Genomic DNA, 11,939 nt, shown 5'->3' on the forward strand with positions numbered 1-11,939 from the left:
AGCCGGACCCGGCGGCGGTGCCTCACCCCGAGAGGACGGCGGGGGAACTGGGCAGGATCGCGCGGACGACGGTGCCGGCACCCGGCGCGCTCATCACGTCGAGGGTGCCGCCGACCAGCTCGGCCCGCTCCCGCATGGACCGCAGCCCGAGCCGGCCCGGCGACCCCGCGGTGAAGGGCAGGAACCCGACGCCGTCGTCGACGACCTCCAGGACCACGCGGGTGTCGTCGCCGGCGAGCCGGACGGTGACCTGCGAGGCGCCGGCGTGCCGGGCGGCGTTGCCGAGGGCCTCGAGGGCGATGCGGTACAGGGTCTCCTCCACCTGCGGGCTGACCGCCGGCTCGGCGTCCAGCTGCAGCCCCCACCCGGGCGGGACGGCGCCGGTGCCGGGCGCGAAGTGCAGCGCGTCGACGATGCGCCGCAGCGCCGCGGCGAGCCCCGCGCCGACGAGGGTCTCCGGGCGCAGCCGCACGATGATGCCGCGCAGGTCGCTGAGGCCGGCGCTGGCCGTCTCCTGGATCCAGGCGAGGGAGGCGCGGGCGTTGACCGGGTCGCCGTGGACGAGCTCGGCGGCGGTGCCCGCCCCGAGGCTGATGCCGTAGAGGGTCTGCACCACCGAGTCGTGCAGGTCCCTCGCGAGGCGTTCGCGCTCCCGGGTCGCCTGTGTCTCGCCGGTACCGATGGCGAGCGCGGCGACCGCGGCGAAGGCCTCGAGGCGGCGCGGTGGCGGAGGGCGGCGCCGGCCGGCGGCGACGAGCACGCCGGGGACCCCGCCGTGCCCGGGCATCGGCACGCAGCTGACGGCGCCCCGCAGCACCACCCGCCCGCCCCGCATCGCGACGGCGGCGAGCGCGGCGAGGTCCGGCAGCGGCGGGCCGGAGCTCACCCGAACGGCACCCGCGGCGTCGACGACGAGGACCGCCGCCGCCGGAAGGGCGCGCCGGGCGCGGTCGCACACCGAGTGGAGCACCTCGTCGACCGGGGCGCCGGCGCGCAGCAGCGCGTGCAGCGCCGCTATGTGTCTCAACGGTGCCTCAGCTCGGGGCCGCCGCGTGGACCGGCACGAGCCCGACCCGCATGGCGTAGAGGGCGGCCTGGGTGCGGCTCTCGGCGTTGAGCTTCTGCAGGATGTTGCTCACGTGCGTCTTCACCGTCTGCGGCGCGATGTGCAGCTCCCGGGCGATCTGCCCGTTGGCCCGGCCGCGGGCCAGCAGCACCAGGACCTCCTCCTCCCGGCGGGTGAGCTGCGGCGGGGCCGTCGGCACGTGGACGTCCCGGACGAGCCGGGCCGCGACTGCCGGCGACAGCTGCACCTGGCCCGCGGCGGCGGCGCGGACCGCGCGGTGCAGCTCCTCGGAGGAGGTGTCCTTCAGCAGGTATCCGACCGCGCCGGCGTGCAGGGCGTCGGCGATGAGCTGCGGCTCCAGGTAGCCGCTGAGGGCGACGACCTCGACCCCGGGCAGCTCACGGCGGATCACGGTGGTCGCGGAGATACCGTCGAGGACCGGCATGAGCAGATCCATGAGGACGAGGTCGGGGCGCAGCTCGTGAGCCAGGCGCACCGCCTCGCGGCCGTCTGCGGCGAACCCGACGGTCTCCAGGTCGCCGCTGAGGGACAGGAAGCCGCGCAGGCCCTCACGGACCATCGCGTGGTCGTCGGCGATCAAGATCTTGATACTCATCGCCGCGCGCTATACCCCGGTGCGGCGTCGAATCACCACGTCCCCGGTCCCGTTCGGCCTACGCCAAATGGGGGAGGACGAAGGTCGCCGCCGCCCACCGACCGTGGCCCGATGTAAGGCGCGCCCGGGGCGGGCATCGTTGCACCGTGACGCCCAACTTGCGCCGGCTGGGCCGGTTTTCGCTGGTGGGAGCCGGCGGTGTGGTGGTCAACAACGGCGCGTTGCTCGTGCTGCACGGGGTGCTCGGACTGGCGCTGCTGCCCGCCACCGTCGCCTCGGTCGAGCTCGCGCTGGTCACCAACTACGTGCTGCACGAGCTCTGGACGTTCCGCCGCCGCCGGTTGTCGCTGCAGCGGTTCGCCTACTTCAGCCTGGCCGGCCTCGCTGCACTGCCGGTCAACGTCGTCGCGGTCCAGCTGCTGGTCGCGCTCGGGATGCACTACCTGCCCGCGAACCTCATCGGCATCGTGGCCGGGTTCGCAGTCAACTTCGCCGTCAGCTCGAAGTGGATTTGGAGTGAACGCACCGATGGAACAGCTGGTGTTGACCATCCTCACCCTGATCTCGCTGGTGCTGACAGTGCAGGCGGCGCACGCGTTGTACCTCATGATCTACACGTGGGACCAGCCCGAGGCGGGCGACCGGGCGCGGGTGCCAGATCAACGTGCTACGCCGGCACTCTCCTTCACCGCCATCCTCCCGGCACGCCACGAGGAGGAGGTCATCCAGCACACCATCGCCCGCGCCGCGTCCGCTGACTACCCGCCGCACCTGGTGCAGATCCTCGTGGTCTGCTCCGCCGACGACGTCGGCACGATCGAGCAGGCACAGGCGCAGGTGAACCGGCTGCGCGCGATGGGCCGCACCAACGTCGAGGTGGTCGTGTTCGACGACGGTCCGATCAACAAGCCGCACGGGCTCAACACCGCGCTGCGGTATGCCACCAACGACGTCGTGGCGATCTTCGACGCCGAGGATGAGGTCCAGCCGCAGCTGTTCGACATCGTCAACACCATCATGTTGGGCGAGGACGTCGGCTGCGTGCAGGCCGGCGTGCAGCTGATGAACTTCGACTCCAACTGGTATTCGACGTTTAACGTGCTGGAGTACTTCTTCTGGTTCCGCAGCCGGCTGCACTACCACGCGAAGAACGGCGCGATCCCGCTCGGCGGCAACACCGTGTTCTTCAAGCGGGACCTGATCGAGCGCCTCGGCGGCTGGGACGAGTCGAACCTGACCGAGGACGCCGACATCGGCCTGCGCCTCTCCAGCATGGGGGAGAAGGTCCGGGTCGTCTACGACGACCGTTACGTCACGAAGGAGGAGACGCCACCGACGCTGCAGAGCTTCATCAAGCAGCGGACCCGGTGGTGTCAAGGCTTCATGCAGACCCTCGGCAAGGGCACCTGGAAGCTCATGCCGACCCGCCGGCAGCGGTTCCTCGCCTGGTACACCCTGGCGTTCCCGCACGTGCAGGCGATGCTCGGGGTGTACCTGCCGGTGGCGCTGCTCAGCGCGTTCGTGCTGAGCGTGCCGGTGCCGGTGGCCATGATGTCGTGGCTGCCGGTGCTCCTGCTCGGCGCGCACTTCGTGATGAGCGTCGTCGGCCTGTACGAGTTCACCGGCGCGCACGGGCTGAAGGCCACCCCCGGCACGGTCGTGAAGATGGCGATCACCTGGTTCCCGTACCAGATGGTGCTGTCCTACGCGGCGGCCCGCGCCCTGTGGCGGCAGGTCAAGGGCGAACGCAACTGGGAGAAGACGGCCCACGTCGGTGCGCACCGCACCGCGGCGGAGACGGCGGAGCTGACCAATGTCGGCTGACACCCTGCAGCGGCCGGCGAGCCCGGCCGCGCCGACACCGAAGAAGCCGCAGACCCGCGGCTGGCCGCTCATCATCCTGAGCCTGGTGATCGGGCTGGTGACGCACGGCTGGAACATGTTCCGCTACCCGCTGTACCTCACCGACGAGGGCATCTACATGGAGCAGGCGTGGTCCGTGCTCCACATGGGCAAGCTGTCGCCCTACACGTACTTCTACGACCACGCGCCGATGGGCTGGCTCACGATCGCGGGCTGGGTCGCGATCCTGCCCGGCGGCTTCAGCGCCTTCGGCAACGCGATCAACACCGGGCGCGTCCTGATGCTGATCGTGCACCTGGTGTCGGTGTTCCTGCTGTACGAAACGATCCGGCGCTACACCGGCAGCAAGGCCGGCGGGTTCCTCGCGGCGTTCGTGTTCAACGTGTCGCCGCTCGGCGTGTACTACCAGCGCCAGGTGCTGCTGGACAACCTGATGATGTTCTGGATCCTGCTGGGCCTGTTCCTGCTGGCCCGCAAGGACGGGCGGATCGTCACCGTGATGGCCGCCGGGACGTGCTTCGGCCTGGCGCTCGTCACGAAGGAGAACGCGCTGTTCATCCTGCCGGGCTGCGCGTACCTGCTGCACCGCACGGTGAAGGAGCAGTCGAACCGGCGCTTCGGCCTGTCGTTCTGGTGGTTCGCCGCGCTCGCCCCGGTCGTCGGCTACCTGCTCTACGCGCAGATCAAGAACGAGCTGTTCCCGGAGGGGTTCAACTTCAACCTCGCCGCCGCCACCCCCGGCGACCACGTGTCGCTGCTCTACACCGTGTGGTGGCAGCTGCACCGCAACTCCAACAGCAGCAACGGCCTGTCGTTCACCAGCCTGCTCCAGGACAGCTGGCTGTTCAAGGACCGCCACCTGCTCATCGCCGGCACCGCGGCGACGCTGCTCGCCCTCTTCGCCGGCCGCAACAACAAACGGCTGCGAGGGCCGATGCTGGCGTGCGCGCTGATGGCCGTCGGCTACGGCTTCTACCTGACCCGCAGCGCCCTGCTCGACTTCTACATCGCGCCGATGGTCCCGCTGTTCGCGCTCAACCTCGGGATGTTCTTCGGCTGGCTCACCCGGCGCACGAAGCCGGCCGGTGCGGCGGTGCTCGTCGCCTGCCTGCTGGTGCCGGTGCTCGTCATGCCGGGCGGGTTCCTCGTCAAGTACAACACCAGGGGTCAGCTGGAGTTCAGCGACGCCTACCGGCTGCCGCTGACCCGCCTGCAGGAGCAGCAGGTCGCGTGGATCAAGACGAACGTGTCACCGAACGCGAAGCTCATCATCGACGACGACATCTGGGTCGCGCTGCACGACAACGACCCGCCGTACAAGTACGCCTACCCGCACTACAAGGCCACGTCCGACCCGGACGTGCGGGACAAGGTCTTCGCCTCCAGCTGGCAGAACGTCGACTACGTCGTGATGTCGAACAAGATGCGCGACGCACTCGAGCGCGGCGGCGAGACCTGGATCCTCGAGGCGATCGACCAACACGGGACACCCGTCTGGCAGGCGACCCGCGGCGACGTCTCACTACAGATCATCAAGATCGGTGCAACCTCGTGAGCGAGCGGGAGTGACGATGCAAACCCTGAAGCGCCGGCTGGCACCGGCGAAACGCCGTTCGGCAGCGGCGAAACGCCGCCGGCGGGTGTCCCGGCCGAAGATCTCCGGCCGCCGGCTGCTGATCGCCGCGGTCGCCGCGTTCCTGCTGATCAGCGTCGGTCGTTCGGTGCTGCCGGCGCTGGGTATCGAAACACCGAAGATGCCGTCGTTCGGCGGCGGCGGCGGCGACACGCCGACGGCGCCGGTGACCAAGGCACCGAAGGCGCCGACCGTCGACCTCAACGGGGTCATGGTGCACGGTGGCGGCGATCCGATGGTCACGCTGAACCCTGGCCTGGTGCGGCTCGGCGGCTCGGTCACGGCCAGCGGGTCCGGCTTCGACCAGGGGTCCATGGTCGACGTGTTCCTCGGGCCGTCCTCGTCCGGGGCGCAGCCGTCCAAGGGCGCCGCCAAGAACGCCAAACCCGTCCAGGTCGGCACCGCGAAGGCCGGCAAGTACGGCATCTTCACGGTGAACTTCTCGTTCCCCACCAAGATGACCACGCCCGTGCTGGAGGTGACCGCACAGGCGCGCGGCAGCGACAAGGTCGCCAAGGCCGAGGCGGCCGTCGCCCAGGGCGCCGGGCAGGCGACGCTGTCCGCCATAGTCGGCAAGCCCGGCGACGTCGTCAACCTGACGGTGAAGGGCTTCTCCCCGGGCGAGCAGCTGCTGGTCTACTGGGGGCGGATCAATGGTGACCCCACCCTCACCCTCAAGGCCGACGAGGATGGCTCGGTGGGTAAGACGCCGATCAAAGTCGGGGTCACGGCGGTAGGGACGACCAGTCTGGTGGTCGTGGGCAAGACGAGTGGGGCGGCGGCGAGCGCGCCGTTCCAGGTGCTGCGGCTGTACCCGTCGATCAAGCTCGCGCCCTACGCGGTGAAGGCGACCCAGTCGATCACCTTCTCCGGCGCCGGGTTCGCGCCGGGCGAGCGGGTCCTGGTGCGGCTGAACTCCGCCGGCGGGCAGCCGGTCATGGCGGTGCCGACAGACGGCGCCGGAGCCTTCAAGGGCGCCGGGCTCACCATGCCGTACCAGCTCAAGGGCGCCCAGTCGCTGGTCTTCATCGGCGAGCAGAGCCGGGCGGCGGCGTCCACGGGGTTCACGATCCTGCCCTACATGCCGCAGGCCCGGACGAACGCCTACGGCGGCCTGCCCGGCACGGTCGTCAACTTCTACGCCACGCAGTTCGCGCCGAACGAGGCCGTGCACGTCTACGCGAAGACCTCCAAGGGCGCGAAGGGTGAGCTCGTGTCCGCGTTCCGGGTGAACAAGGCCGGCACCGCCCGCGCCGTCGGGCAGTACACGATCCCCGGCAACACCGAGAACAGTGTCATCTTCGAGCTGAGGGGGCAGCTCAGCGGCTCGACCGCGACCGTCAACTTCAAGGTCGACGCCTCCGGCGGGCCGGTCGACATCCCGACGCCGAAGCCGTACGTGCTGCCGAAGGACTTGGAGAAGTAGCCCCGGTGTACTGGCAGGCATTCCGGGCCGCCCCGGAGGCGTTGGTCGTGCTCGACGCCGCCGGGGTGGTCCGGCTCGCCAGCAGCGCCGCGGAGGCGCTCTTCCACCGGGCCACCGTCGACCTGGTCGGGCGCCGGGTCGGGGAGCTGTTCGTCGGCGACCCGCGCGGCGCACTCGGCGCGGAGACGGGCGACGAGCCCGTCTACACCGGCTCGGCGATCCGCCTGCCGGGCGGCGCCGAGGTGCCGGTCGACGTGCGACTGGGCACCCTGCCGGGCGACCCGAGCGGGCTCGTCGTGCTCGCCGTCGACGACCAGGGCGCCGGCGGCCTGTCCCGGTCCAGCCTCGAGCACCGCGTGACCCGGCTGCAGCAGGAGGGCGCCGCACAGGAGCAGGCGCTCGGCGACGTCATCCTCAACCAGGAGCGGGAGCGGGCCCGCATCGCCGCCGGGGTGCACGACGACAGCCTGCAGGTGATCACCGCGGCGATGCTGCGGCTGCAGCACCTGCGCCGCCGCCTGCGCGACCCCCGCAACCTGGAGCTGCTCAGTAAGCTGGAAGAGAGCCTGGTGCTCGCCGCCGACCGGCTGCGGCGGCTGATCTTCGACTTCCGGCCGCCGAAGCTGACCAGCGAGGGGCTCGCCGCGGCGACGAGGGACCTGCTGGACGGGCTCGCCGAGGACCACTCGCTGGCCGTGCACCTGGACAACCGGCTGCGGGACGAGCCGGCGCTGCCCACCCGGCTCCTGCTCTTCAGGATGCTGCAGGAGGCCGTGGCCAACGTCTACAAGCACGCCGACGCCGACGAGTGCACGGTGATCCTCGACGAGCAGGACGGCGGCTACCTGATCCGGGTCGTCGACGACGGGGTCGGCGCCGAGGAGTTCGAGTCCGAGGCGGGGCACCTCGGCCTGGTGCTGATGCGGGAGCGGGCGGCGTTGGCCGGCGGTTGGTTCCGGATCGGCAGCGTGCCCAGGGGCAGCGCCGGCAGTGGCACGACCGTCACGTTCTGGGTGCCGCGCGGCGCCGACCTGCAATCCAAAGGAGCCGCCTGATGCGCTACCGAGTGCTGATCGTCGAGGACCACCAGGTGGTCGCCGAAGGCCTCGCCGCGCTGCTCAACGAGCACGACGAGCTGCGGGTCGTCGCCATCGCCGGCGGCGTCGGGGAGGTCGAGCACCTCGCCGACGTCGAGCGGGTCGACGTGGTGCTGTGCGACTACTGGCTGCCCGACGGCACCGGCCCCGAGGCGGTCGCCGCGCTGCGGCTGCACCAGCCCGACGTCGCGATCGTGTTCCTCAGCGCCGACACCAGCGACGAGGTGATCCTCGCGGCCCTGGAGGCCGGCGCCGCCGGCTACCTGGTGAAGAGCGCGGGCGGGGCCGACGTCGCGGACGCGGTGCGCCGGGCGATCGACGGGGAGATCCTCGTGCCGGCCCGCCAGCTGGCGAAGCTGCTCGCGCGGCGGCGGGAGCGCTCGCACCGCTCCGCGGAGCACGCCCGGCGGCTGGACAGCCTGACCCCGCGGGAGCGGCAGATCCTCACGCTGATGACCTCCGGCATGGACAACCGTGACATCGCCAGGGAATTGAGCATCAGCTACACCACCGTCCGCAGCCACGTGCGGCATCTGCTGTCGAAGATGGGTGCCCGGTCGAAGCTGGAGGCCGTCGTACGAGCGGCGGACTGGGACGCTCCTACAGTTGCGCCATGAGGACGCTCCTACAGTTGCGCCAGGAGCATTTCGGACATTCGTACGCTGACCTGAAATTTCCGAATCCGTAATGTTTTGACCTGCCCGACGTCGTCGTACGTGAGGACAGGTCTTGAAGCGTTCCCGTCTTGTGTGGCTCAGCGCCACCCTGGTGCTCGCCGCCGCCGCTGTCACCACCGGTGGTCTTGTCATGCGCAACTCCGAGGAGAAGCACGGTCCGGCCACGGCGGCCGGCCGGCAGCTCCAACTGCCGCTGCACACCAACGGCAACCGCATCGTCGACGCCGGCGGGCGGACGGTCACCTTCACCGGGGTCAACTGGTTCGGCCTGGAGACCAACACGTTCGCCCCGCACGGGCTGTGGTCCCGCTCCCTGGACGACATGCTCGACCAGATGGCCGCGCAGGGCTTCAACTCGGTGCGCCTGCCCTTCAGCAACGAGCTCTTCGACGCCGCCTCGAAGCCCAACGGCGTCGACTACAAGCTCAACCCGGACCTGCAGGGGCTCACCGGCCCGCAGATCATGGACAAGGTGGTCGAGGGCATCACCAAGCGCGGGATGATGGTCATCCTCGACCGGCACCGGCCGACCTCGCAGGGCCAGAGCAACCTCTGGTACACCGACAAGGTCAGCGAGGAGCGGTGGATCTCCGACTGGAAGATGCTCGCGAAGCATTACCGTGACAACCCGCTCGTCGTCGGCGCCGACCTGCACAACGAGCCGCACGGCGAGGCCACCTGGGGCACCGGCGGCGACAAGACCGACTGGCGGGCCGCCGCGGAGCGGGCCGGCAACGCCATCCTGGCCGAGAACCCCGACTGGCTGATCGTCGTGGAGGGCATCGAGTCCTACGACGGCGACGGGTACTGGTGGGGCGGCAACCTCCAGGGCGCGGCCAAGGACCCGGTCCGGCTCAAGGACCAGTCGAAGCTGGTGTACTCCGCGCACGACTACAGCCCCAAGGTGTGGTCGCAGCGCTGGTTCACCGACCCGGCGTTCCCGGCCAACATGCCGGCGCTGTGGGACAAGCAGTTCGGCCACCTCGTCAAGAACAACGTGGCCCCGGTCCTGATGGGCGAGTTCGGCGGCCGCTCCGTCGCGGAGAAGGACGCCCAGGGCAACAAGGACCTCGAGGGCATCTGGCAGCGGCACCTCATCTCCTACATGAAGGAGAACGGGTTCAGCTACACGTACTGGTCCTGGAACCCCAACTCCGGCGACACCGGCGGGGTCCTGAAGGACGACTGGAAGACGATCGACCAGGCGAAGATGGACCTGCTCAAGTCGTACCAGTCGACGCCGACGGCCAAGAAGCCCTAGGCAGTCGTCGATGGCCCTCCCCGCGCTGTTATGTTCAGCGTGGGGAGGGCCTCATGCCTGAACGGGACCTTACGGTCGGCGACCTGCAAGCGATCCTCACTGTGCCGCCGGACGCGCCCAGGGCCGGTCTGGTGCTGATCGACGGCTCCGGACCCGCCACGCGGCACGACTGGGTCGGCATTCCCGGCTGGCTGGCCGGGCGCGGGGTGGCCACGCTGCGGCACGACAAGCCGGCCGGCTGGTGGGCGCAGAGCTTCGCCGACCGGGCCGCCGAGGCCCTCGCCGCCGTCGCCGCCCTGCGCGCCGAGACCGGTGTGGAGCGGGTCGGCCTCATCGGCTACAGCCAGGGCGGCTGGATCTCCCTCCTCGCCGCCACCGGACGGCCGGAGGCCGTCGACTTCGTGATCACCGTGTCCGGGCCGGCGGTCGGCATCGCCGAGCAGGAACGCGTCCGCATCGAGCGGGCGCTGCGCCGCGCCGGGCACCCGCCCGCCGTCGTCGACGAGGCGATGCGCTGGGTCGACGAACGCGCCGCCAGGCTCGCCGTGGGCGACCCGCCCGCCCAGGTCCTCGACGCGCAGCGCCGGCTCGCCGGCCGCGAGTGGCACGACGTGGTTGCGGCCGCGCCGTACGACACCGTGGAGACCTTGGCGTTCTTCGCCCGGGCGCTGAGCTTCGACCCCGCCGCGGTCGTCCCGCACCTGCGCTGCCCGATCCTCGCCCTGTTCGGCGCCGCCGACGAGCTCGTGCCCGTCGAGCGCAGCGTCTCGGTCCTCGCCGAGCGCCTGTCCGGGCTGCACCGCGGGCGCAACTGTGTCGCCGTCCTCCCCGGCGCCGACCACATGCTCTTCGTCACCGAGCGTGACCACTCGCCGGTGTTTCTGCCGATGTTGGGGGCGTTCCTCGACCTCGTGGCCGTCTCGTAGGGCATCGAACCGGGCAACCCGCCCGACTTGTGTGGTGCGCCCACATAGCTCGGTGCCCTGCGCCACTCCTAGCGTGTGCGAACACCGCCAGCAGGCGCTGGCCTTAACAAGGCGTTCACACGGAGGAAGCGTGATTCGGCAGACGACTGCGCCGCGGCGGGTACTGTTCGCGGCGCTCGGGTTGGGCATCGCGGCGACGTTCACGGCGGCGTGCAGCAGCCCCCAGGAAGCGGCGCAGGAGCCGGCGAAGGACGGCACCCCCATCAAGGTCGGCCTCGTCTACTCGCAGACCGGCGCCCTCGCCGGCTACGGCAAGCAGTACATCGAGGGCTGGAAGGCGGGCCTCGCCTTCGCGACCAAGGGCACAGGCAAGGTCGGCAACCGCCCGGTCGAGGTCAAGGAGGTCGACGACGCGGGTGACCCGGCGAAGGCCGTCTCCGCCGCCAAGGACCTCATCGGCCAGGGGTACAAGATCATCGCCGGCAGCACCGGCTCGGCCGTCGCCGGCCAGGTCGCGCCGCTCGCCGCGCAGAACAAGGTGCTCTTCATCTCCGGGCCGGCCGCGTCCGACGCGGTCACCGGCGTCAACAAGTACACCTTCCGCTCCGGCCGCCAGTCCTACCAGGACGTCCTCGCGGCGAAGTCCTACCTGCCGTCGCCCACGGGCAAGAAGGTCCTCGTGTTCGCGCAGGAGGGCACCTTCGGCAAGTCCAACGCCGACGCGGTCAAGGCCGTCATCGGCGGCGCCGGCGCGACCGTCGACAACCTGTTCGTCCCGGCCAGCGCGACCGAGTTCACCGGCTTCGCCGCCCAGGCGAAGGGCGCCAAGGCCGACATGATCTTCGTGGCGTGGGCCGGCACCACCGCCCCCGCCATGTGGCAGGCCCTCGACCAGCAGGGCGTGCTCGGCTCGACCATGGTCGTCACCGGCATCGACCAGCGCGCCTCGTGGGCCACGTTCGGCGCGGCCGGCAGCAAGCTGTCGCTGCTCGCGCACTACTTCGACGGCGCCAGCGACAACGAGGCCACCACCGCGCTGCGCAAGGGTGTCGAGGGCGGCAAGGTCGACCTGTTCCACCCGGACGGCTTCACCGCCGCGCAGATGGTCGTGCGGGCGGCCGGCGAGGGCGGCGACGACGCCGACAAGATGGTCACCGCGCTCGAGGGCTGGAGCTTCGACGGCGTCAAGGGCAAGCTGACGGTCCGCAAGGAGGACCACGCCCTGCTGCAGCCGATGTTCCAGGGCAAGTTCTCCGGCTCCGGCGCCGACCTGAAGCCGGAGCTCGTCAAGGCGATCGACCCGGCCGACGCGGCCCCGCCGGTCGTGCAGATGAAGGGCTGAGGTTTGTTCCCCCGAAGCAACGCACCGGCGGC

Annotated in this window: 11 protein-coding genes; 9 read left to right on the plus strand and 2 right to left on the minus strand. The window is 70.6% G+C overall.

The features are described from left to right. Positions 1-22 precede the first annotated feature (22 nt). Together ABD332_RS20105 and ABD332_RS20110 are read right to left on the minus strand one after the other, a co-directional pair. Positions 23-1,027: a sensor histidine kinase gene (locus ABD332_RS20105; protein ID WP_344503516.1), complete on the minus strand. Its 1,005-nt coding sequence runs from the start codon at positions 1,025-1,027 to the stop codon at positions 23-25. 7 nt (positions 1,028-1,034) lie between these two features. Next, positions 1,035-1,682 (minus strand): response regulator, encoded by a 648-nt coding sequence (locus ABD332_RS20110; RefSeq protein WP_344503517.1) that lies wholly within the window; start codon positions 1,680-1,682, stop codon positions 1,035-1,037. Between the two features lie 146 nt (positions 1,683-1,828). On the opposite strand from ABD332_RS20110, the gene ABD332_RS20115 reads away from it, so the two are divergent. From ABD332_RS20115 to ABD332_RS20155, 9 genes are all read left to right on the plus strand, one after another. After that, on the plus strand, positions 1,829-2,440 hold the full coding sequence (locus tag ABD332_RS20115) for a GtrA family protein (protein ID WP_344503518.1): 612 nt from the start codon (positions 1,829-1,831) through the stop codon (positions 2,438-2,440). Further along, positions 2,334-3,506, plus strand: a complete 1,173-nt coding sequence (locus tag ABD332_RS20120; protein ID WP_344503519.1) for a glycosyltransferase — start codon at positions 2,334-2,336, stop codon at positions 3,504-3,506. Before ABD332_RS20115 ends, ABD332_RS20120 begins: the two co-directional genes overlap by 107 nt. Continuing rightward, the gene (locus ABD332_RS20125) at positions 3,496-5,100 is read left to right on the plus strand and encodes an ArnT family glycosyltransferase (protein ID WP_344503520.1); all 1,605 of its coding nucleotides are present in this window, start codon (positions 3,496-3,498) and stop codon (positions 5,098-5,100) included. The genes ABD332_RS20120 and ABD332_RS20125 overlap by 11 nt, the downstream gene beginning before the upstream one ends. 16 nt (positions 5,101-5,116) lie before the next feature. Further along, on the plus strand, positions 5,117-6,604 hold the full coding sequence (locus tag ABD332_RS20130) for a hypothetical protein (RefSeq protein WP_344503521.1): 1,488 nt from the start codon (positions 5,117-5,119) through the stop codon (positions 6,602-6,604). A gap of 5 nt (positions 6,605-6,609) precedes the next feature. Beyond that, positions 6,610-7,659: a sensor histidine kinase gene (locus ABD332_RS20135; RefSeq protein ID WP_344503522.1), complete on the plus strand. Its 1,050-nt coding sequence runs from the start codon at positions 6,610-6,612 to the stop codon at positions 7,657-7,659. Further along, positions 7,659-8,318 (plus strand): response regulator, encoded by a 660-nt coding sequence (locus tag ABD332_RS20140; protein WP_344503523.1) that lies wholly within the window; start codon positions 7,659-7,661, stop codon positions 8,316-8,318. Before ABD332_RS20135 ends, ABD332_RS20140 begins: the two co-directional genes overlap by 1 nt. A 112-nt stretch (positions 8,319-8,430) precedes the next feature. After that, positions 8,431-9,639, plus strand: a complete 1,209-nt coding sequence (locus ABD332_RS20145) for a glycoside hydrolase family 5 protein (RefSeq protein WP_344503524.1) — start codon at positions 8,431-8,433, stop codon at positions 9,637-9,639. 53 nt (positions 9,640-9,692) lie between these two features. Further along, positions 9,693-10,565 (plus strand): alpha/beta hydrolase family protein, encoded by an 873-nt coding sequence (locus ABD332_RS20150; RefSeq protein WP_344503525.1) that lies wholly within the window; start codon positions 9,693-9,695, stop codon positions 10,563-10,565. A 133-nt stretch (positions 10,566-10,698) separates the two neighbouring features. Further along, complete coding sequence (locus ABD332_RS20155) at positions 10,699-11,907, plus strand: substrate-binding domain-containing protein (protein ID WP_425552254.1); 1,209 nt, start codon at positions 10,699-10,701, stop codon at positions 11,905-11,907. Positions 11,908-11,939 lie beyond the last annotated feature (32 nt).

This window comes from Dactylosporangium maewongense, from assembly GCF_039531485.1.
Lineage (GTDB): Bacteria > Actinomycetota > Actinomycetes > Mycobacteriales > Micromonosporaceae > Dactylosporangium > Dactylosporangium maewongense.

Coding starts and splice junctions, on each gene's coding strand:
- ABD332_RS20110 (WP_344503517.1), bottom strand. CDS start 1,682: ATGAGTATCAAGATCTTGATCGCCGACGACCACGCGATGGTCCGTGAG.
- ABD332_RS20125 (WP_344503520.1), top strand. CDS start 3,496: ATGTCGGCTGACACCCTGCAGCGGCCGGCGAGCCCGGCCGCGCCGACA.
- ABD332_RS20130 (WP_344503521.1), top strand. CDS start 5,117: ATGCAAACCCTGAAGCGCCGGCTGGCACCGGCGAAACGCCGTTCGGCA.
- ABD332_RS20140 (WP_344503523.1), top strand. CDS start 7,659: ATGCGCTACCGAGTGCTGATCGTCGAGGACCACCAGGTGGTCGCCGAA.
- ABD332_RS20150 (WP_344503525.1), top strand. CDS start 9,693: ATGCCTGAACGGGACCTTACGGTCGGCGACCTGCAAGCGATCCTCACT.